The sequence below is a fragment of the Streptomyces sp. NBC_00846 genome (assembly GCF_045207325.1).
Taxonomy (GTDB): domain Bacteria; phylum Actinomycetota; class Actinomycetes; order Streptomycetales; family Streptomycetaceae; genus Streptomyces.
The window spans coordinates 3809759-3831524 of the sequence record NZ_CP108846.1 but is presented as its reverse complement, the minus strand read 5'-3'; the positions used below and the strand labels follow the sequence as shown (position 1 = coordinate 3831524).

The 21766-nt window shown below is 68.7% G+C and carries 18 protein-coding genes, 1 tRNA gene and 1 pseudogene; 13 read left to right on the top strand and 7 right to left on the bottom strand.

Annotated elements, in window-relative coordinates; genetic code table 11:
* Positions 1-109 precede the first annotated feature (109 nt).
* The gene (locus tag OG936_RS17605) at positions 110-1573 is read left to right on the top strand and encodes an aminopeptidase P family protein (RefSeq protein ID WP_406495820.1); all 1464 of its coding nucleotides are present in this window, start codon (positions 110-112) and stop codon (positions 1571-1573) included.
* Between the two features lie 64 nt (positions 1574-1637).
* Here the strand turns inward: OG936_RS17605 and OG936_RS17600 are convergent, their stop codons facing one another.
* Positions 1638-2165, bottom strand: coding sequence for an ATP-binding protein (locus OG936_RS17600; protein WP_406495818.1), 528 nt, complete (start codon positions 2163-2165; stop codon positions 1638-1640).
* Between the two features lie 259 nt (positions 2166-2424).
* Here OG936_RS17600 and OG936_RS17595 point away from each other — a divergent pair, with 259 nt between their 5' ends.
* The 9 genes from OG936_RS17595 to OG936_RS17555 all read left to right on the top strand — a co-directional run bounded on the left by OG936_RS17595 (position 2425) and on the right by OG936_RS17555 (position 12613).
* Positions 2425-3228, top strand: coding sequence for a hypothetical protein (locus tag OG936_RS17595; RefSeq protein WP_406495816.1), 804 nt, complete (start codon positions 2425-2427; stop codon positions 3226-3228).
* Positions 3229-3436: 208 nt separating this feature from the next.
* Positions 3437-4162, top strand: a complete 726-nt coding sequence (locus OG936_RS17590) for a YcnI family protein (protein ID WP_406495815.1) — start codon at positions 3437-3439, stop codon at positions 4160-4162.
* A gap of 88 nt (positions 4163-4250) precedes the next feature.
* A complete protein-coding gene (locus OG936_RS17585; protein ID WP_406495814.1) occupies positions 4251-4907 on the top strand; it encodes an SCO family protein in 657 nt (218 codons plus the stop codon).
* Positions 4904-5353, top strand: coding sequence for a copper chaperone PCu(A)C (locus tag OG936_RS17580; protein WP_406495813.1), 450 nt, complete (start codon positions 4904-4906; stop codon positions 5351-5353). Before OG936_RS17585 ends, OG936_RS17580 begins: the two co-directional genes overlap by 4 nt.
* A gap of 14 nt (positions 5354-5367) precedes the next feature.
* Positions 5368-7329 carry a copper resistance CopC/CopD family protein gene (locus OG936_RS17575; protein ID WP_406495811.1) on the top strand — a complete coding sequence of 654 codons (1962 nt, stop codon included), beginning with the start codon at positions 5368-5370 and terminating at the stop codon, positions 7327-7329.
* A 149-nt stretch (positions 7330-7478) separates the two neighbouring features.
* Positions 7479-8714: an iron uptake transporter deferrochelatase/peroxidase subunit gene (gene efeB / locus OG936_RS17570; protein WP_406500482.1), complete on the top strand. Its 1236-nt coding sequence runs from the start codon at positions 7479-7481 to the stop codon at positions 8712-8714.
* A 27-nt stretch (positions 8715-8741) separates the two neighbouring features.
* Positions 8742-9677 (top strand): prephenate dehydratase, encoded by a 936-nt coding sequence (gene pheA / locus OG936_RS17565; protein WP_389984272.1) that lies wholly within the window; start codon positions 8742-8744, stop codon positions 9675-9677.
* Between the two features lie 852 nt (positions 9678-10529).
* On the top strand, positions 10530-11819 hold the full coding sequence (serS, locus tag OG936_RS17560; protein ID WP_406495809.1) for a serine--tRNA ligase: 1290 nt from the start codon (positions 10530-10532) through the stop codon (positions 11817-11819).
* Complete coding sequence (locus OG936_RS17555; RefSeq protein WP_383751842.1) at positions 11816-12613, top strand: HAD family hydrolase; 798 nt, start codon at positions 11816-11818, stop codon at positions 12611-12613. The genes serS and OG936_RS17555 overlap by 4 nt, the downstream gene beginning before the upstream one ends.
* 67 nt (positions 12614-12680) lie before the next feature.
* Here OG936_RS17555 and OG936_RS17550 read toward each other — a convergent pair.
* The 6 genes and pseudogenes from OG936_RS17550 to OG936_RS17525 all read right to left on the bottom strand — a co-directional run bounded on the left by OG936_RS17550 (position 12681) and on the right by OG936_RS17525 (position 17808).
* A tRNA-Ser gene (locus OG936_RS17550) sits at positions 12681-12768 on the bottom strand.
* 309 nt (positions 12769-13077) lie between these two features.
* Positions 13078-13771: pseudogene (locus tag OG936_RS17545) on the bottom strand (hypothetical protein).
* A 385-nt stretch (positions 13772-14156) separates the two neighbouring features.
* The gene (locus tag OG936_RS17540; RefSeq protein ID WP_406495807.1) at positions 14157-14876 is read right to left on the bottom strand and encodes an ABC transporter permease; all 720 of its coding nucleotides are present in this window, start codon (positions 14874-14876) and stop codon (positions 14157-14159) included.
* 30 nt (positions 14877-14906) lie between these two features.
* Complete coding sequence (locus OG936_RS17535; RefSeq protein ID WP_406495805.1) at positions 14907-15818, bottom strand: ABC transporter ATP-binding protein; 912 nt, start codon at positions 15816-15818, stop codon at positions 14907-14909.
* A complete protein-coding gene (locus OG936_RS17530) occupies positions 15815-16723 on the bottom strand; it encodes an ABC transporter permease (protein ID WP_383751849.1) in 909 nt (302 codons plus the stop codon). Before OG936_RS17530 ends, OG936_RS17535 begins: the two co-directional genes overlap by 4 nt.
* Positions 16723-17808, bottom strand: a complete 1086-nt coding sequence (locus tag OG936_RS17525; RefSeq protein ID WP_406495803.1) for an ABC transporter ATP-binding protein — start codon at positions 17806-17808, stop codon at positions 16723-16725. The genes OG936_RS17530 and OG936_RS17525 overlap by 1 nt, the downstream gene beginning before the upstream one ends.
* Positions 17809-18080: 272 nt before the next feature.
* Here OG936_RS17525 and OG936_RS17520 point away from each other — a divergent pair, with 272 nt between their 5' ends.
* From OG936_RS17520 to OG936_RS17510, 3 genes are read left to right on the top strand one after another with little or no spacing between them, the layout of a single operon-like run.
* A complete protein-coding gene (locus OG936_RS17520) occupies positions 18081-18932 on the top strand; it encodes a M24 family metallopeptidase (protein WP_406495802.1) in 852 nt (283 codons plus the stop codon).
* Complete coding sequence (locus tag OG936_RS17515) at positions 18929-20710, top strand: SDR family oxidoreductase (RefSeq protein ID WP_406495801.1); 1782 nt, start codon at positions 18929-18931, stop codon at positions 20708-20710. Before OG936_RS17520 ends, OG936_RS17515 begins: the two co-directional genes overlap by 4 nt.
* Entirely contained in the window at positions 20707-21687 is a 981-nt protein-coding gene (locus tag OG936_RS17510; RefSeq protein WP_406495800.1) for a MerR family transcriptional regulator, read from the top strand. Before OG936_RS17515 ends, OG936_RS17510 begins: the two co-directional genes overlap by 4 nt.
* The last annotated feature ends 79 nt before the right edge of the window (positions 21688-21766 follow it).

Genomic DNA, 21766 nt, shown 5'->3' with positions numbered 1-21766 from the left:
CGGCCCGCTCCCGGCCGGGCTCGGTGTAACAGGTCTTCCGGCCCTGTGCCCCCTTCCATACGCCCGTACGATGGACGGGGTCCAGTGTCGTATCAAGGAGAAACAAGTCGTGGCTGAGGAGCTCACCCCGGAGACCCCGGAGACCGAGGAAGAAGAAACGGTCAAGCAGCGGAAGAACGGCCTGTACCCGGCCGTTTCCGATGAACTCGCCGCGAACATGAAGTCCGGTTGGGCCGATACGGAACTCCACGGCCTCGAACCGATCGCCCAGGCCGAGCACACCGCCGCCCGCCGCGCCGCGCTCTCCGCGCGTTTCCCCGGTGAGCGTCTGGTCATTCCCGCGGGCAACCTGAAGACCCGCTCCAATGACACCGAGTACGCCTTCCGCGCCTCCACCGAGTACGCGTACCTCACCGGCGACCGGACCCAGGACGGCGTCCTCGTCCTGGAGCCGACCGAGGACGGGCACGAGGCGACCATCCACCTGCTGCCGCGCTCCAACCGCGAGAACGGCGAGTTCTGGCTCGACGGGCAGGGCGAGCTGTGGGTGGGCCGCCGTCACTCCCTCGCCGAGGCCGAGCAGCTGCTGGGCATCCCGGCGAAGGACGTGCGCGAGCTGCCGGCCGCGCTGACCGAGGCCACCGGCCCCGTCCGTAACGTCCGCGGCCACGACGCCGGCATCGAAGCCGCGCTGACCGACAAGGTCACCGCCGAGCGCGACGAGGAACTGCGCGTCTTCCTCTCCGAGGCCCGACTGGTCAAGGACGCCTTCGAGATCGCCGAGCTGCAGAAGGCCTGCGACGCCACCGCACGCGGCTTCGAGGACGTCGTGAAGGTCCTCGACAAGGCCGAGGCCACCAGCGAGCGCTACATCGAGGGCACCTTCTTCCTGCGCGCCCGCATCGAGGGCAACGACATCGGCTACGGCTCGATCTGTGCGGCCGGCCCGCACGCCACCACCCTGCACTGGGTGCGCAACGACGGCCCGGTGCGCTCCGGCGAGCTGCTGCTGCTCGACGCCGGTGTGGAGACCAACAACCTCTACACCGCCGACGTGACGCGCACCCTTCCGATCAACGGCATGTTCACGCCGCTGCAGCGGAAGATCTACGACGCCGTGTACGAGGCGCAGGAGGCCGGCATCGCGGCAGTCAAGCCCGGCGCCGACTACCGCGACTTCCACGACGCGGCACAGCGCGTACTCGCCGAGAAGCTCGTCGAGTGGGGCCTGCTGGGCGACCTGTCCGTGGACAAGGTCCTGGAGCTGGGCCTCCAGCGCCGCTGGACGCTCCACGGCACCGGCCACATGCTCGGCATGGACGTCCACGACTGCGCCGCCGCGCGCACTGAGACGTACGTCAACGCCACGCTGGAGCCCGGCATCTGCCTCACGGTCGAACCCGGTCTGTACTTCCAGGCCGACGACCTGACCGTGCCCGAGGAGTACCGGGGCATCGGTGTCCGGATCGAGGACGACATCCTCGTCACCGAGGACGGCAACCGGAACCTCTCCGACAAGCTGCCGCGCCGGGCCGACGAGGTCGAGGCGTGGATGGCGCAGCTCAAGGGCTGATCCGAACGGGCCGGCCTGCCCGGCAGGCCCGGTCACGGGTTCCACGCGTCGAAGGGCGCCCCGCTCAGGACACCATGAGCAGGGCGTCCTTCCGCCATTTCAGGACCTTGTCGAAGCTCACCACGGCTCCGCAGCCGGGACGGTTGCCGAAGTGCACATGGTCGGCGAGCTGCTCGATCAGACAGAGCCCCCGGCCGTCCTCCGCGCCGAGCGGCGGGTACTGCAGGGGATCGCGCTGCTGCGCGGACGTGCGCAGCGTCCGCCTGGCGGGGAAACCCGGCCCCGAATCGGCGACTTCGATACGGCACTTCTCGCCGTCCAGATAGGCGGTGACCCGGTACTGCCCGGAGGCCGTCCCGGGCAGCTCGTCCCATACGTCCCACGGATCCCGGTCGTCGCTCTGCTCATCCTGGACCCTGTGGTCGCCGCCGTGCTCAACAGCGTTCGCACAGGCCTCGGTGAGCGCGACCGACAGGTCGAAGGAGATCTCCGGATCCACGCCCGCGGTCTCCATCGTGCCCAGCAGGAAACGCCGGGCGAGCGGAACGCTCGCAGCCTCGCGCCGCAAATGGAGGGACCACCAGATGCTCATGCTCCAGCCTCCTGGCTGCGGCTCGACATACCGATACGTATTGCCGCGCAGGGGCGTTCGTAAGCACAGACCGGATGTGAGACCGCTCATTCGGCGGATACCAGCACTCCGTACACCCGTGTATGCCGAGCCCGGCTGATCTCACCGCCCGGTGCCCGAACCCGGCCGCAGCGGCCCCGGCCGCACCCCATCGGATGGAAAGTGACCTTCCGGACCTGCCGTACCGAGAACCGGGGCGCGGTGCGATGATGGCCCCGCCATGTCTATGCCTGTCGCACGCGCCGGAGCCGGTCTGCGGCTTCTGAGGGCCGCGGTGTTCACCGCGGTCTGCATCGCGCTGTCCGCGGCAGGCCACTCCCTGGCTTCCTGCGCTGCCGTTCCCTGGTGGACCCTGCTCGCCGGATTCCTGGTGGTCTTCGCGGTGGTGGCACCGCTCGCCGGGCGCGAGCGCTCGCTGCCGTCCATCGTCGCCGCACTGGCCGGCGGACAGGTCGCCCTGCACACCCTCTTCGGCGTGGGGACGCACCCCGCCCCGACGGACACCGCGACGGGCGAGGACCCACTGATCCGGTTCGCGGCCGGCCTCGTGTGCGGCATGGGCCCGGCGCAGTTGAACGCCGCCGAAGCGCACCGCATCGTCACCACCGCGGGCATCGACCCGGCGTCGGTGGTGGCCCGGGGCCACCAGCACATGGCCTCCGCAGCCGTCTCGGACCCGGCCGGCGTCGCCGGTCTGCTGCCCAGCCTGCCCATGCTGCTCGGCCACCTGCTGGCCGCCGTGACCAGCGGCTGGCTGCTGCGGCGCGGCGAGATCGCCCTGTTCCAGCTGGCCCGGCTCTCCGCACACGGCGCCCAACAGGTCGCCGCCGGGGCCCGGCTGCGTGCGCTGCGCGCCGCGCTCGCGCTCGTGAACGCCCTGCGCGCCGGGCTTCCCAGCGGCCCGGCGACCGGGCCGCGCACCCTCCGTACCGCGGCCGACGCCCCGGCTCCCGCTACCGGGGACCCGTTGCAGCACTTGGTGATCAGGCGCGGGCCGCCACCCACATACGCACTCGCAGCCTGACGCGACACCCTCCGCCCGATGCACGCACCACCGACGTACGCACCACTCGACGCACGGACCACCCGGCGCGTTCGAGCCGGTGTCGCACAAGTCGGTGCCGTACACGTCGTGCACGTACACCGCATGTGGGGAAGAGGTGTCGCGATGCCGTCGCGCACCCGCGCGCCGGACCACCTTTTCTTCGTGCTTTTGTGGAGTGATCCCTGTCATGAACGTTTCCCGCATCGCCCTCGCCGGCGGCGTCGCCGCGTCCACCGTCCTGATCTTCGCCGGTACGGCCTCCGCGCACGTCAGCGTGCAGCCGCAGGGCGAGGCCGCCAAGGGCGGCTACGCCACCGTCAACTTCAAGGTCCCCAACGAGCGCGACAACGCCTCGACGACCAAGGTCGAGGTCAACTTCCCGACCGACCACCCGCTGGCCTCCGTCATGCCGCAGGCCGTGCCCGGCTGGGACATCCAGGTCACCAGGAGCAAGCTGGCCAAGCCGCTGGACATGCACGGCCAGAAGATCAACGAGGCCGTTTCCAAGGTCACCTGGACCGCCACGGGCGACAAGAACGACCGCGGCATCCGCCCGGGCGACTTCCAGCAGTTCCCGCTCTCCATCGGCCAGCTCCCCGAGGACACCGACCAGTTGGTGTTCAAGGCCATCCAGACGTACGACAACAAGGAAGTCGTCCGCTGGATCGAGGAGCAGAAGGACGGGGCCGAGGAGCCCGAGAGCCCGGCACCGGTCCTCAAGCTGACCGCGGCGACCGCCGGCGACAAGAGCGGTGCCGACGCCACCGCGCAGACCGCGGACAAGCAGACGACGGCCGCGGCGGCCGCGTCCTCCAGCGACACCACGGCCCGCGTCCTCGGCGTCGTCGGCATCGTCATCGGCGTCGTGGGTGTCGCCTTCGGCGTCCTCGCAGGCCGACGCCGCGTCGCCTGACCAACGCCCACCAGTCCCACGCAGCGCCTAGCTCCCCGGATCTCCACCAGTCCCACAGCCCTACCGACCCATCAGGAATCAGTGCTCCATGCGTAAGAAAACTGTGCTGGCCGCGGCGTTCGTCGCCGCGGCCGCGCTCACCCTGTCCGCCTGCGGCGGCAGCGACGACAGCGGCGCGAAGAAGCCCATCGCCGATGTGTCCGTCCAGCCCAAGACCAAGGCCGCGACGGCGCTCGACCAACCGTTCACCAAGCCCGACCTCGTCCTCACCGACACCCACGGCAAGAAGTACGACCTCCGCGCGCAGACCAAGGGCAAGCCGACGCTGATCTACTTCGGCTACACCAACTGCCCCGACGTCTGCCCGCTCATCATGAGCAACATCGCCATCGCCAAGAAGTTGCTCCCCGAGGCCGACCAGGAAAAGCTCCGGGTCGTCTTCGTGACGACCGACCCCGAACGGGACACCCCGTCCTCGCTCGGCAGCTGGCTCAAGTCCCAGGACGCCTCCTTCATCGGCCTCACCGGCGACTTCCCGACCATCCAGGCGGGCGCACGCCAGATCGGCATCGGCATCGACGCCCCGAAGAAGGAGAAGGACGGCACGGTCGTCTCGATGCACGGCTCCCAGGTCATCGCGTTCTCCCCGAAGACCGACCAGGGATACCTCGTGTACAGCGAGGACACCTCGCCCGACGACTACACCAAGGACCTCCCCAAGATCATCAAGGGGGAGACTCCGTGAACCGCCGCACCACCCTCGTCGGCGTCGTCGCCCTCGCCACCGGACTGACGCTGGCCGGGTGCTCGTCCTCGGACAGCAAACCCGAACTGAAGGTGACCGGCGCGTTCATGCCGCAGCCCGTCAGCGACATGGCAGCCGGATTCCTCGTCGTAAAGAACAGCAGCGACACATCCGACCGGCTCATCTCGGTCACCAGCCCTCTCTCGGACGACGTCACGATCCACGAGACGAAGAACCAGACGATGCGCATGGTGACGTCCTTCGACGTACCCGCCGGCGGCAAGCTGGATCTGGAACGCGGTGGACGCCACATCATGTTCATGAAGCTCAAGCAGCAGCCCAAGCGGGGCGAGAGCGTGCCCGTGGAGCTGCACTTCGAGAAGGCCGACCCGATAAAGGTCGACCTTCCCGTGAAGGAGACCACCTACAACCCGAAGAAGCAGTGAGGGACTGACTCGCTATGACAGCCGCCACCGCCCCGCACTTCGGACCGCCCCCGGCCACTCCCGCATGGCGCCGCCCGCTTGCCGCGGCCGTACTCCTCGCCACCCTCGTCGGCATGGTGTTCGGCCTGCTTCTCGGCGGCGCGGGCCCCGCGTCCGCGCATGCCGCACTCACCGGAAGCGATCCGCAGGACGGGGCGGTGGTCGACACCGCTCCCCAGGACGTCAAGCTCACCTTCTCCGAAGGGGTCGCCCTCGCCGACGACTCCATCAGAGTCCTGGACCCCAGCGGCAATCGAGCCGACACCGGCGCCGCACCGCGCAATCTGCAGTGCGGCTCCACCACGAAGTTCAGCGTCCCGCTGCACAGCGGACTGCCCGACGGCACGTACACCGTCGCCTGGCAGGCCGTCTCCGCGGACAGCCACCCCGTCTCGGGCGCCTTCACCTTCTCCATCGGAGCCCCCTCCAAGACCACCGTCGACCTCCCCACGAGCGAGGCCGGGGGCGGCCTCGTCGGCACCCTCTACGGCATCGCGCGCTACGCCGCGTACGCGGGTTTCATCCTGCTGGCCGGTGGCGCGGCCTTCGTGCTGGCCTGCTGGCAGCCCGGCGCGGGCGCACGCCCGCTGCAACGCCTGGTCGTACGCGGCTGGATGACCCTCACCGTGGCCACCCTGGCCATGCTGCTCCTGCGCAACCCGTACACCGGCTCCGGGAATCTGGCGGACGCCTTCGACCTCGACGGCCTGAAGGCCGTGCTCGACACCAAGCCCGGGGCGGCGCTCGTATCCCGGCTGCTGCTGCTCGGCGCTTCCGCGCTCTTCATCGCCGTGTTGTTCGGGGCGTACGCGAAGCGCGAGGACGAGCGCGAGAAGAAGGACCTCACCTTCGGACTGGCCATCGGCGGCACCGTGATCGCCGCCGGGATCGCCGGGACCTGGGCGCTCGCCGAACATGCCTCGACCGGGATCCAGCCCGGCATCGCCATGCCGGTCGACGTGCTCCACCTGCTGGCCGTCGCCGCCTGGCTGGGCGGTCTGACGGCCCTGCTGGTCGCGCTGTACCGGACGCCGGACATCGGAGCGGCGGCCGTACGACGCTTCTCCCGGATCGCGTTCGGCAGCGTGCTCGTACTCGCCGCCACCGGGATCTACCAGTCCTGGCGCCAGGTCGGCACCTGGTCCGCGCTGAGCGGCACCGGCTACGGACAACTGCTGCTCGTGAAGGTGGGGCTCGTCGCCGTCCTGATCGGGATCGCCTGGATCTCGCGCCGCTGGACCGCACGGCTGGTCACGAGCAGCGCCGACGCGGTGGCAGCGGAGGCGGAGGCCGGGGCCGGGACCGACGTTGCGGTCGAGGAGTCCCGGATCCCGGCCACACCGTCGTCCGCCGTCGAGGACCCCGCGCGGGCGGCTCAGCTCGCCCGGCAGCGGGCCGCCGTCGCCACCGCCGAGAAGAAGCGGGTCCGCGATGCCGACCCCGACCGGTCCGGGCTGCGCCGCTCGGTGCTGGCGGAAGTCGGGGTCGCCGTGGCGCTGTTGGCCGTGACGACCGTACTGACCTCGACCGAGCCGGGACGTACCGAGGAGGAAGCGGCCCGCGGCTCGACGGCGGCAGCCGCCCCGGCAGCCGAAGGCCCGGTCAATCTGACGCTTCCCTTCGACACGGGCGGCCAGAACGGCAAGGGAACGGTACGGATGGACGTCGAGCCCGCCCGTACCGGCGCCAATGAGATCCACATCTGGGTCGACAGCACCGACGGCAAGGCCATGGACGTCCCCGAACTGAAGCTCGCCTTCACTCTGGAGTCCAAGGACATCGGCCCGCTTCCCGTCACCCCGGTCCGGCTCACCGAGGGCCACTGGACCGCGAGCGGCGTCCAGATCCCGATGGCGGGCACCTGGAAGGTCGCGGTGACCGTACGTACGTCGGACATCGATCAGACGACCATCGACAAGAACGTGAAGATCGGCTGAGCAGCATCGTGAGTGGAAACAGCGCAATCAGCGGAACCGGCGGAACCAGCAGGTCCGGCGGGTCCGACGCGAAAAGCCGCAGGACCTCCCCCGGCAATGGCAAGACCTCCGCAGGCAGCAGGGACGGCGAAGCCCCCGGCAGCGGTGCCATCTCCCGGCGGCGGCTGCTCAGCAGCGCCGGTGCGACCGGGCTGGTCCTGGGCGTGGCAGGCGGTGCTACCGGCTATGCCGCGACCCGGCCCGACGAGCCGACCGCGCTGACCGCGGTCGGCTCCACCCGGTTGATGTTTCACGGGAAACATCAACCGGGGATCATCACTCCGCTTCAGGCACGCGGCCATCTCATCGCCTTCGATCTGGTACCCGGCGCGGGACGGAAGGAAGCTGCTGCCCTGATGCGCCGGTGGTCGGCCGTGGCCGGCCGGCTGATGGCCGGTGAACCCGCCGACAGCGGTGCTGCGGACGGCGCTGGCCATGACACCGGGATCGCGCTGGATGCCGGACCGTCCTCGCTGACCGTCACCTTCGGATTCGGCCGCACCTTCTTCGAACGCACGGGCCTGGTCGGCCACCGGCCACCGGGACTCGACCCGCTGCCGCCGTTCTCCTCCGACCACATCGACGCCAAGCGCTCCGACGGTGACCTCTGGGTACAGATCGGCGCCGACGACGCACTCGTCGCCTTCCACGCGCTGCGTGCCGTGCAGAAGGAGGCCGCCCCGGCCGCCAGGGTCCGCTGGCAGATGAACGGCTTCAACCGCAGCCCCGGCGCCACCGCGCGGCCGATGACCGCCCGCAACCTGATGGGCCAGATCGACGGCACCAACAACCCCGAGCCCGCCGAGAGCGACTTCGACCGGCGCATCTTCGTCACGGACGGGACGGACAAGAAGTACGACTGGCTGGCCGGCGGCTCGTACGCCGTCGTACGCCGGATCAGGATGCTGCTCGACGACTGGGAGAAGCTCCCGGTCGAACGGCAGGAACAGGTCATAGGGCGCCGCAAGAAGGACGGATCTCCGCTGAGCGGCGGCACCGAGACCACCGCGATGGACCTCGACAAGGCGGGCCCCGACGGCAAGCTCCTGATCCCGGACAACGCCCACGCCCGGATCTCCTCCCCCGAGAAGAACAGCGGCGCGGCCATGCTGCGGCGCCCCTTCTCGTACCACGACGGCATCGCGGCGGACGGCACGCCGGACGCGGGGCTGCTGTTCATCTGCTGGCAGGCGGATCCGCTGCGGGGGTTCGTTCCGGTGCAGCGCAAGCTCGACCGGGGCGATGCCCTGTCGCCGTTCATCCGGCACGAGGCCAGCGGCCTGTTCGCGGTGCCGGGCGGTGCGGCGGACGGCGAGTACGTGGGGCAGCGGCTCCTGGAGTCCTGAGCGACCGGGGCGCATTAGGGTGACGGTATGTCCGCCACGCGCTACGCATATCTCGGCCCCGAAGGCACCTTCACCGAGGTCGCCCTCCGTACGCTCCCGGAAGCCGCCACCCGCGAACTCGTCCCGATGGTCTCCGTACCGGTGGCTCTGGACGCGGTGCGCAACGGCGAGGCCGCGGCAGCACTCGTACCGATCGAGAACTCGGTGGAAGGCGGCATCACCGCGACGCTCGACGAGCTGACCACCGGCGAACCGCTGATGATCTACCGCGAGGTGCTGCTCTCCATCACCTTCGCGCTGCTGGTGCGGCCCGGCACCAAGCTGTCGGACATCAAGTCGGTCACCGCGCATCCGGCCGCGCAGCCGCAGGTGCGCAACTGGATGGCCGCCCATCTCCCGGACGCTGTGTGGGAGTCCGCGGCCTCCAACGCCGATGGCGCCCGGCTGGTGCAGGAGGGCCGGTACGACGCCGCCTTCGCCGGTGAGTTCGCGGCGGCGACCTACGGGCTCGAACCGCTGGTGACCGAGATCCATGACGCGGTGAACGCGCAGACCCGGTTCGTCCTGGTGGGCCGTCCGGCCCGGCCGGCGGCGCCGACGGGTGCGGACAAGACGTCGGTGGTCATCTGGCTGGGCGAGGACCACCCCGGCGCGCTGCTCGAACTGCTCCAGGAGTTCGCGGTGCGCGGGGTGAACCTGATGCTGATCCAGTCGCGGCCGACGGGGGCTGGAATCGGGAACTACTGCTTCGCGGTGGACGCCGAGGGGCACATCGCGGACCGCCGGGTCGGCGAGGCGTTGATGGGACTGAAGCGGATCTGTCCGAAGGTGCGGTTCCTAGGGTCGTACCCACGGGCCGGGGTGGCGCGGGAGGACGTACGGCCGCTGCGGGCGGGTACGTCGGACGCGGAGTTCACGGAGGCCTCCGACTGGCTGGCCCGCAATCTGGACGGGCGGGGCTGACGGTCCGGGGCCGATGGTCAGGGACCGGTGGTCAGGGACCGGCGTACATAGACCGGCGGTCCGGGGCCGGCGGTCCGGGGCCGGCGTTCATAGGCCGACGTACGCGGATCGGCGGTCGTGGGCGGGGAAGCGCGGGGCAGGGCAGGGCGGATCCAGTGGTACGGGCCGCCACGGATGTCGGCCCGTACGCACCACCGGTACCGCGGCGCGTCCGCACAGCCACCAGTGACCATCTGCCGATCCGAGAATCCGCCGATCCGTTCTGCCGATTCTCGGCATCCACAGAGTTATCCACAGGGACGGTTCTCGACCTGGGGACAAGTCGACACTCACCAGCATCCCAATGCGACATGGTCGACATATCGCTCCAGCCACCCCAGATGCATCCACAGGCCGACAGGTCGCGCCGAAAGCTCCGTATCGCACTAATTCCGTTGATCAACTCTTCAGGATGGAGAATTCCCACCCGAACGAGCGTCCGAAGCGGGTTTGAGCGGGTAATCCGTGAGCCCTGAAGCGACTTTCGGAACGATCTCCTCCGATATCCACAACTCTTCTTCACAGCCTGTGGATAACTTTGAGAAGCAGCTACACCTGTGGACAAGTAGGCGCCAACTGCCCTTCCAGGCAAGGGAGATACGTCAAGGCGGCCGACACCTTCCACCCCCTTTTAGGGGAATAAGCTCTTTTTTATTGACAGCCGAGAACAGTTGGGATCAGCTGCGCTCGATCGGGATCAAGTTCAGCCAATGCCCCACCTGCCAGCATTGCCAATTCGGTCAATTCGGGCAAAATGACACGCTTGGTAATATCGGTTCGAGCTGGAGAAGCACACACCGGTAGCCTGGAGGGGTGATTGACCTTCGCCTGCTCCGTGAGGACCCCGACCGTGTTCGCGCCTCCCAGCGCGCCCGTGGAGAGGACGTCGCGCTCGTCGACGCCCTTCTCTCCGCCGACGAGCGGCGCAGGTCGTCCGGTGTCCGCTTCGACGAACTCCGCTCCGAGCAGAAGGCGCTCGGCAAGCTCATCCCCAAGGCTTCACCCGAAGAGCGCACCGAGCTCCTGAAGAAGGCCGAGCAGCTGAAGGCCGACGTCAAAGCGGCCGACTCGGCACAGGACGAGGCCGACGCAGAGGCCAAGCGCCTTCTGCTCCAGCTCGGCAACATCGTCCACGAGGACGTGCCGATCGGCGGCGAGGAGGACTTCGTCGTCCTGGAGACACACGGCACGATCCGTGACTTCGGGGCCGAGGGCTTCGGGCCCAAGGACCACCTCGAGCTCGGCGAGATGCTCGGCGCCATCGACATGGAACGCGGCGCCAAGGTCTCCGGTTCGCGCTTCTACTACCTGACGGGTGTCGGCGCGCTGCTGGAGCTCGCCCTCGTCAACGCGGCGATCGCGCAGGCCACCGAGGCCGGATTCGTCCCGATGCTGACGCCGGCGCTGGTCCGCCCGCGCGCCATGGAAGGCACCGGTTTCCTCGGCCAGGCCGCGGAGAACGTGTACCACCTGGAGAAGGACGACTACTACCTGGTCGGCACCTCCGAGGTCCCGCTCGCCGCGTACCACATGGACGAGATCATCGAGGCCGACAAGCTGCCGCTGCGGTACGCGGGCTTCTCGCCGTGCTTTCGCCGCGAGGCCGGTACGTATGGCAAGGACACCCGAGGCATCTTCCGCGTCCACCAGTTCGACAAGGTCGAGATGTTCTCGTACGTCGACCCGGCGGACGCCGAGGCCGAGCACCGCAGGCTCCTGGACTGGGAGAAGCAGTGGCTCACCGCTCTTGAGCTGCCCTTCCAGGTGATCGATGTCGCCACCGGCGATCTGGGGGCCTCGGCCTCCCGGAAATTCGACTGCGAGGCGTGGATCCCGACGCAGGGCAAGTACCGCGAGTTGACGTCGGCATCGAACTGCGACAGCTTCCAGGCGCGCCGGCTGTCCGTCCGGATGCGCGAAACCCGCGACGGCAAAAAGGTCCTCCAGCCGCTGGCCACACTGAACGGCACGCTCTGCGCCGTACCGCGCACGATCGTGGCGATCCTGGAGAACCACCAGCTGGCCGACGGATCGGTGCGGGTGCCGGAGGTGCTCCGGCCGTACCTGGGCGGGCGCGAGGTTCTGGAACCGGTCGCCAAGTGACCTTTCCGTACAAGCTCATCGCGACCGATCTCGACGGCACGCTGCTGCGTAACGACGAGACGGTCTCCGAACGCACCCGTGCGGCGCTGTCCGCGGTCACCGCGGCCGGTGCCGCACACATCATCGTCACCGGCCGCGCGGTTCCGTGGACCCGGCACATCCTGGACGACCTGCACTACGAGGGGCTCGCGGTCTGCGGCCAGGGCGCGCAGGTCTACCACGCGGGCGAACGCAAGCTGCTGACCTCGCTGACGCTGGACCGGCAGCTCGCCGGTCTCGCGCTGTCCAAGGTCGAGGCCGAGGTCGGCCCGTTGGCACTGGCGGCGAGCCGCGACGGGCTCGACGGCGATGTGCTGGTCGGTCCCGGCTACCGCGTACAGGAAGGTCCCCTTCCGGCCGTCTTCGCCGAGGACCCGGCCGAGTTGTGGTCGGCCCCCCTGAACAAGGTGTACATCCAGCATCCCGATCTCGACGACGACGCACTGGCGAAGGCCGCGCGAGCGGCTGTCGGGAATCTGGTGGACGTGGTCATGGCCGGTCCGGGCGTGGTGGAGATCCTGCCTCTGGGGCTGAGTAAGGCGACCGGCCTCTCGCTGGCCGCGCGCAGGCTGGGTGTGACGGCCGCGGACACCCTGGCCTTCGGCGACATGCCGAACGACATCCCGATGTTCGCCTGGGCGCAGCGGGGTGTCGCGATGGCCAACGCGCATGCGGATCTGAAGGCCGTGGCCCAGGAGATCACCGCGTCCAACGAGGACGACGGCATAGCTGTGGTGCTGGAGCAACTGCTGTAGCCGTACGGGTACGGGTACGGGTTACCCGTACCCGTACGGCTGGTCGTACTCGACGGCGCTGCTGCTGCGGAGGATGCGCGGATCGAACGCGCGCGGGGTTCACCGCCCCGACGACGGCTTAGCAAGCCGCTGCCTTACCACTCGGCCAATCCTCCGGGAGGGCGGCCGCGCGATGCGCAGAGAAACCGCCCCGGGCGTCCTGCTCCGATCGGCACGGCGGAGTCGTCGGTGACTACTCCGGTGCCGGCTCGGGCCCGCCCTGCTGGGAACTCGACGGACTCGGACTCTCGGTCATCGTCGCGCTCCTCTCCCGGCCTGTGGAGTGCATGTCGGCCTGTGGACGATCCTGTCGGGGCGTTCTGCACCGCCTTCGGCATGTGCCGCACCAACTACTGTGCCCGGCGCGACCTTTCGGTGCCACCCAATTTCCGGGCAGCGCCGAAGGGCCGCGCACGCCCGTCGGATCAGCGCTGCTTGTTGCCTCGGCGGCTCAGATCCTTCAGGTGGCGGACGAGATCATCCATCCTGCCGTCGATACGGACGAGGTCCTCGGACACGTTCCCCAGCCGCACGCTCGTGGCTCCGACGACCTGATGTGTGACGTCCAGCCTCCGGTCGAGGCTGTCGAGCCGGAGCGACATCCGATTGAGGACAGGGCCGAGCTCCTGAAGCGCGCTGCCCACTCCGGCGAGGCAGCTCTCGACCCGGGTGGCGCGGTGTTCGAGCGAGGCGTAGCCCGCGCGCAGGTCCTGCTCGACGTCGAGCAGATACGTACGGACGCATCGGGCGATGTCGCTGTCGCGAAGAAGCATCGCGACGTTGAGCACGGTCCTGCGGGTGTAGAGGGTGAGCCGAGTGGCGGCCTGTGGATAACTTTCGCCCTCCCCTCCGCCCCATAGGGACAACATGTCCCTATGGAATTCCCGCAGCTCAGAGCCGCGCAGAAGCGTGAGCCCATTCTCTGCAACCTCGACTCGAGCTGGGTCACCTTTTTGCGACCTCTGTGGATACTTCGTAGTAACGAGCCACATCCTCTGTGCGAAGGTGAATTCCGTCCGGGAGCATGACAAGGCTCTTGACCTTGTCGAGGACATCGACGCGCCCCATCTGTTCGACGCGCAGCGCACGCGATTCGAGTAGGGCTGCTTCCGTGGGCATGGGTATGCCTTCCGCTCGTGAAACCGACTTCGGACAGCCCTGTCCCGGGCATGAGGGGCAGAGGACGCTCACGGTTGCCACTCACTCAATGACCGACTCGACGGGTACTCCCTCGCCGGCATCGGCAATCCCTGTTTCACGAAAGCTACGACGCCACGGATTCCAGTTGCCTCCACGCACCCTGCCCAACGAACCGATAACCGTACAGTTACGCGTACTACTGTCCGAAATGCATCAACCCCCGCCCTGAAGGCGAGGGTTGATGAGTGATGAGTGCGGTTGTGATCAGAGACGGAACACAGAGCGAGGTGTCAGAAGGAAAATCTCCGGAGGGTGCCCCCGGGTCACTCTCCCCCGGTCGCTCCTACCCGGTCGGTCTTCCCCTTCACTCTTCCCCGGCCAGCTTCAGCGCGCGCAGCTTCTGCCCTGCGTACCAGGTCGCCACGACCGTGACCGCCGCCAGCAGGACGGTCGCGACCGGCAGCCCGACGTCGGAGGTGATCGTGCCCGCGCCGCCGACCTTCTCGGCGACCGCGAGAGACCACTGCTGCACGCTGAGCGTGCGCGCCCCCGGCACCAGAGTGCCGAACAGGGCCTCCCACACCAGGGCGTAGACGAGGCCGAAGACGACGGCGTGCCTGCTGACCGTGCCCAGCAGCAGGAACAGTGAGCTGTACGCGATCGAGGCGACCAGTGCGGCGATGGTGTACGCCACCGCGATCTGCTGGCCGTTGCCGTTGAGGATCAGTCCCGCGATCAGCGTGGGCAGCGCGGAGAAGACCATCGTGACGGCGATGGCCACGATCAGCTTGGTGAAGATGATCGTCGGCCGCTTCACCGGCTTGGCCAGCAGATAGACGATCGATCCGTCGTCGATCTCGGGACCGATGGCTCCGGTACCGGCGATCACGCCGATCAGCGGCACCATCGTGGCGATGGCGAAGCCGCCCAGCACATCCGAGGCGACCTGGTCATCGGCTCCCGCGAACATCCGTACCGCGACGGCGATGATCACCAGCAGGGCCGGCAGGACGAAGAGGATGGCGGCCCGGCGCCGGCCGAGCAGGGCCCGGTAGGTGAGCCGGGCGACTGTGGGGTCGTACATGACGCTTCACAGCTCCTTTCAGGCCACTACTCAGGCCGCTACGAGATAGGAAAAGACCGATTCGAGGGACTCGTCGGACGGCGAAACGGTCAGAAGGCGAATTCCGTGTTCACGTGCGACCTTCGGCAGTAGCTCGGTGAAACGTCCGAAGTCGACCGCCTGGATACGCAGGGCCCGTTCTCCCAGGTCCACCTCGATGCCGGCCGTGGACGGGTCGGCGATGAGCGCGGCAGCAAGGGCGCGGTCGTCGCTGGAGCGTACGAGATAGCGGTGCGGGCGGTCCGTCATCAGCCGGCGGATCTTCCGGAAGTCACCGGATGCCGCGTGCCGTCCCGCCACGATCACCTCGATGTGCGAGGCGAGTTGTTCGACCTCTTCGAGGATGTGGGAGGAGAAGAGCACCGTACGGCCCTCGGCCCCCATCCGTCGCAGCAGTTCCATCAGCTGCATCCGCTGGCGCGGGTCCATCCCGTTGAACGGCTCGTCGAGCAGCAGTACCGACGGTTCGTGGACCAGGGCGGACGCCATCTTCACGCGCTGGCGCATGCCCTTGCTGTACGTCGAGATCTTGCGGTCCTGCGCGTACTCCATCTCGACCGTGGCCAGCGCCTTCTGCGCCTCCGAGTCACCCAGCCCATGCAATTCGGCATTGGCGACGACGAATTCGCGGCCGGTCAGGAAGTCGTACATCCCTTCCCGCTCGGGCACGATCCCGATCTCCTTGTACACCGCTTCGTTGCGCCAGATCGTCTGCCCGTCGAGCGTGACGGTGCCCGTCGACGGGGCGAGGAAGCCGGCCATCATGTTGATCAGCGTGGACTTCCCCGCGCCGTTGGGGCCGAGCAGCCCGGTGACGCCCGGGCCCACCGTCATGCTCACGTCGTTGACGGCGACCACATTGCCGAACCAGCGCGAGGTGTGGTCGATCTCGATGGTGGTCACAGCCCGACCCTCCGGTAGCGGCGCATCAGTACGGCGTACGAGCCGGCGACGAGCGCGAGAACAGCGATCAGATAGACCACGCCGGCCGCGGCCCCCGGGCCTTCCCCTCCGGGGAAGGCCGAATTGGCCCCGAGGAACGCGGTCTGCACACCGTCGATCAGCGTGATGGGGGAGAAGAGCCCCAGCCACTCGATGGCCCCGGCGGAGTCCGTCTGCCAGGCGATGGCCTGGACCGTGGAGACCGCGCCGTAGGAGATGGTCAGCACGGCGATCACGGCGGCGACACCAAAACCGCGGCGTGGTGTCAGCGCGGCCATCACCAGCCCCAGACCTGCGAAGAGTACGGAGAGCAGCCCCACCGACACCATTCCCTGTCCGAATCCCTTGGTCTGTTCGACGAAGTCGAACTTCCCGAGCAGCGCGCCCGCATAGAGGATGACGAGCGGCGCCCCGGTGAGGATGAAGAGCGCGGACGCCATGGCCGTCAGCTTCGCGACGACATAGTCGACCCGCTCGATCGGCCGTGAAAAATACAGCGGCACGCTCTTGAAACGCAAGTCCCGGGAGACCGACTGGGGTGCCTGCGCGGCAAGGAAGAGGCCGATGACGGCCTGCAGATAGATCGCGTACGCCGTGTACTTGATCGGCAGGGCGGTGCTTCCCGGGGTGGCGATGGCGACGGCGACGATGATCGCCGCAATCATGCACATCACACCGAAGAGCAGCATCGGCAGCACCTTGGACTTGGCGGACCGCCCCAGTCCGAAAGAACCTCGCAGGGACTGCGAGTAGAGCGAGCGCCGCGCATAGCCGCGGCCCAGCCGCGCGCCGTCGTAGGAGCGGTACCCGATGTTGTGGATCCGGGAGGTCTCGCTCCCGCTCACGGCCCCGGTCTCAGTGCTCATCACCGACCGCTCCCCTTCTGCTGTACGGCCCCGACGACCGCGGGTGCGGTGTGTGCCACGGCTGCGGCCTGCGGTTCCCCTTCGGCACGGAAGACCTCGGCGATGTGATGGCGCCGCTGCTCCATCCGTACGAGACCGAGTCCGAGCGCGGCGACGCTGTCTCGCACGATGTCGTACGTCTCCTCGCCGGTTGCCTCGATCAGCAGGATGTGGCCCGCACCGGGCAGCCCCTGCCCATCGAGACCGTCGTGGCCCACGAGCTTGACGCCGGCCCCGGTGAGGGCCTGGCGCAGCGCGTCGGTGCCGTCCGGGTGGGTGTCGCTGTCGGTGACCTCGACCGCGAGGGTCGTGGTGGTCTGGGTGAAGTCGCTGGTGGAACTGGAGCGCAGCAGTGTGCCGCCGTCGATGACGACGACGTGGTCACAGGTGCGTTCGAGCTCGCCCAGGAGGTGCGAGGTGACCAGGACCGAGATGCCGAAGTCCGTGTATACGCGGCGGATCAGCCCCAGCATCTCGTCGCGGCCGACCGGGTCCAGGCCGTTGGTCGGCTCGTCGAGCAGCACCAGCTGCGGGTCGTGGACCAGTGCCTGGGCCAGTTTCACGCGCTGCTTCATGCCGGTCGAGTAGCCGCCGATGGGGCGGTAGCGCTCTTCGTACAGACCGACGTGGCGCAGGGTGTCGGCGGTCCGCTCGCGCGCCGCCGTCGGTGGCAGTCCGGACATCCGCGCCATGTGGACGACGAACTCGGTGGCCGAGACGTCCGGTGGCAGGCAGTCGTGCTCGGGCATGTAGCCGACGCGCTCCCGGATGGCGGCGCCACTGGTGGCGACGTCGAGCCCAAGCACCGCGGCCCGGCCTTCGGTGGCGGGGGACAGACCCAGCAGGATCTTGATCAATGTGGACTTGCCGGCCCCGTTGGAACCCACCAGGCCGGTCACACCGGGTCCGATGTCCAAGGAGAGCCGGTCAAGCGCGGTCACCCGGGGGAACCGCTTGCTCAGGCTTTCGGTCGCGATCACAGTCACGTCTTCGAAGATAGTGGCGCGGGCCACAGCGGGCGTCAGCCCAGGCGGCTGGATCCGCATCAGACTCCAGGCGTACGGACCCGTAGGGGGCCACCACAAGGGAGGAGTTCCGGAGTCGGCGGCGGGCCGGAGCCGGGGTAAGGACCGACGTCGGGGCGCCGGCCGGAGCCGAGGGCAGAGGCCGATGTCGGGGCCGGGGCCGGGGGCGAGGGGGAGGGCCGGAGTTGTCCACAGGTCTTCGCACACCCCTTGACGTAGTCGCCGGACATTGTCACATTCATCAGTGTCACGTTACGGACACGTACTGCACACAGCAGGGAACGGACGGTGGCATGGCCTCGGCAGTGAAGGACGAACAGGCCCCGGAGCTGCGGGGGTTCAGAGAGGTGCAGCGTCTCGCGTACGACTGCGCGGAGGCGGTCGCCGCCCGGCTCCGGCCGGGGGTGACCGAGCGCGAGGCGGCCCGGATGCAGCGCGACTGGCTGCGCGAGCGCGGGGTGCGGGACTGGTTCCACCTCCCCTTCGCCTGGTTCGGGGACCGCACGGCCTTCGCCGGCTTCAAGGTGCCCCTGCAGTTTTTCCCGACCCATCGGAAGCTGGAGCCGGGGATGCCGTTCATCCTCGACATGGCCCCGGTGTACAAGGGGTTCACGGCGGACATCGGCTATTCCGGCTGCCTCGGTCTCAGCCCGCTGCACGACAAGCTCCTGGCCGATCTGGAAGTCCACCGCGAGCTGATTCTGCGCGAGGTGCGGGAGCGGCGCCCGCTGCGTGAGATCTACGAGGACGTCGAACGCCTGATGATCAAGCAGGGGTACGCCAACAGACATCGCGCGTATCCCTTCGGCGTCATCGCGCACAAGGTCGACCGCGTCACCGAACGCCGCTGGTCCCCGCATGTGTTCGGCTTCGGCACCCAGTCGCTCAAGGGGCTTGTGAGCGACGCACTGCACGGACACCGGGACGGCTGGTCGCCGCTGTGGAGTCCGTACCGCTTCTCCGACCATCCGCCGCAGCCCGGGCTGTGGGCGGTCGAACCCCACCTCGGATTCCGGGGTACGGGCGCCAAGTTCGAGGAGATCCTGGTGGTCACCGACTCCAAGGACCCCGAACAGAGCGCCTTCTGGCTGGACAACGATCTGCCGCATGTACGGCGCTGGGCCGAGGAGAGGGTGGCGGCATGAGTCCGCAGAGTCTGCCGGGGGCGCGCGAGCGCCGGGTCCGTACAGGCGGAATCGATTTGTGCGTCGCCGAGTTGGGCGACGAGTCACGGCCGACGGTCGTGCTCGTCCACGGCTACCCGGACAGCAAGGAAGTCTGGTCGGACGTGGCGAGGCAGCTGGCCGATCAGTGGCACGTCGTGCTGTACGACGTACGCGGGCACGGCCGGTCCACGGCGCCGAAGCCGCTGCGCGGGGGCTTCACCCTGGAGAAGCTCACCGATGACTTCCTGGCCGTCGTCGATGCGGTGAGCCCGGACCGGCCGGTGCACCTGGTCGGGCACGACTGGGGGTCGGTCCAGTCCTGGGAGTTCGCCACGGTCAAGCGGACCGAGGGCCGGATCGCCTCGTTCACCTCGATGTCCGGGCCCTCCCTGGACCACTTCGGCCACTGGATCAAGCAACGGATGGCCCGGCCCACGCCGCGCCGCGTCGGCCAACTGCTGGGACAGGGCGCCAAGTCCTGGTACGTCTACATGCTGCATACGCCGGTCCTGCCCGAGCTCGCCTGGCGCGGCCCGCTCGGCAGGCAGTGGCCGCGGATCCTCCAGCGGCTGGAGAAGGTGCCCCCGGGCGACTATCCGACGTCCTCCCTGCCCAGCGACGCGGCGCACGGCGCCTGGCTCTACCGCGACAACGTCCGAACCCGGCTGCGCCGACCGCGTACCGACGCCTATGCGCATGTACCGGTCCAGCTGATCACACCGACCGGCGACATCTTCCTGTCGGAGAAGCTGTACGACCACCTGGAGCTGTGGGCACCTCAGTTGGTACGCCGTTCGCTGCCCGCAAAGCACTGGGTGCCGCGCACCAGGCCGGACCGGATCGCCTCCTGGATCAGCGAGTTCATCGTCGCCAACGAGTCGGCGCGGGCCGAGGGCCGACCGGTGCAGGACACCGCGCCGACCGGGGCGTACGCGGACCGGTTCGGCGGACAACTGGTCCTCGTGACGGGCGCGGCCGGGGGCATCGGCCGGGCCACCGCTTTCGCCTTCGCCGAGGCGGGTGCCCGGGTGGTGGCCGTGGACCGGGACGCGGAGGGCGCGGCCAGGACGGCGGAGATGGCCCGGTTGATCGGCTCCCCGGCGGCCTGGGGCGAAGCGGTCGACGTCAGCGACGAACAGGCGATGGAGAAGCTCGCCGAGAAGGTCGCCGGCGAGTACGGCATCGTCGACGTCCTGGTCAACAACGCCGGGATCGGCCTGTCCGGCTCCTTTCTGGAGACGACGAGCGAGGACTGGAAGAACGTCCTCGACGTCAATCTGTGGGGGGTCATCCACGGCTGCCGGATCTTCGGCAGGCAGATGGCCGAGCGCGGTCAGGGCGGCCACATCGTCAACACGGCTTCCGCCGCCGCCTATCAGCCCTCCCGGGCGCTGCCCGCCTACAGCACCTCCAAGGCCGCCGTACTGATGCTCAGCGAGTGTCTGCGGGCCGAGCTCGCCGACCGGTCGATCGGAGTCAGCGCGATCTGCCCCGGCATCGTCAACACGAACATCACCGCGACGACGCACTTCGCCGGTGCCGACGCCGAGGAGGAGAAGCGGCTGCGGAAGCGGACCAGCCGCTTGTACGGGCTCCGCAACTATCCGCCGGAGAGGGTCGCCGACGCGATCCTCAAAGCGGTGGTGCACAACCAGGCCGTCGTGCCGGTGACCGCGGAGGCCCGCGGCGCCCGGTTCCTGTCCCGTTTCAGCCCCGGTGCGCTGCGCGGGATCGCCCGGCTGAAGCCGCCGCTGTGAGCGGCCGCGGGTACTCGTCGGCGGCGGCCGGCCGGTCCGCCGCCGCCGAGTACCGGATCGAGGACCTGGCGCATGTGAGCGGCGCCACGGTCCGGACGATCCGCGCCTACCAGGACCGGGGCCTGCTGCCGACGTCGGAACGGCGCGGCCGGGCCAACGTGTACCGCGACGCCCACCTCTCCCGGCTCCGGCAGATCGCCGATCTGCTGGATCGCGGCTACACCCTGGCCAGCATCAAGGAACTCCTGGAGGCATGGGACACGGGTCGCGGCCTGGGCGGGGTGCTCGGGCTCGTCGCCGAGGTGCACGGCCCCTGGACGGACGAGCAGGCCGACCGGATCACCCGGGCCGAGCTGAACGCCAGGTTCGGCGGCAATCCGGACGACGAGGCGGTCGCCGAGGCGGTGGACCTCGGCGTGCTCGAACGCATACCGGGGCGGGATGACGAGTTCCTGGTCCCGAGCCCGCAAGAGCTGGCCGTAGCAATCGAGTTGCACGCCGCCGGCGTACCTCTCAGCGCAATCTCCGGCCATCTGAGGGAGCTTCGCGGCCAGGTCGAGCACATCGCCTCACGCTTCCTGGAGTTCACCACCGAGCACGTCTTCGCGCGGCACCTCGGCCATCGCCCACCGACGGACTCGGACGCGGCGGAAGCGGCCACGATGGTGCGCAAGCTGCGCCCGCTCGCCCAGCAGACGGTGGACGCCGAACTGGCCCGTGCGATGCGGGTGTTCGCCACCCGGCATCTGCAACACCGCCTCGGCGCGGACAGGCCGCTCACCTCGGCGACCTCGCCATCCGCTACGTACCCGGTGGGTCTGCCACCGGAGACAATTCGGTCTGTACAACGCCTGGTTGGACCGGAGAACGTGTCCGCCTTCGTCGCAGCTGCGGCAGAACGCGAGGTGCAATCAAGGACATTGGAAACACTTACCTCATCTAATGACGAAGTAAAGCGTATTACTCAAAACGGTTGATTCCTCCGTCACTTGTCCACAGAATCGTCAATTCGACTGTGGATAACCTGAGTTGGCTGTGGATCAAACCTGTGGACGG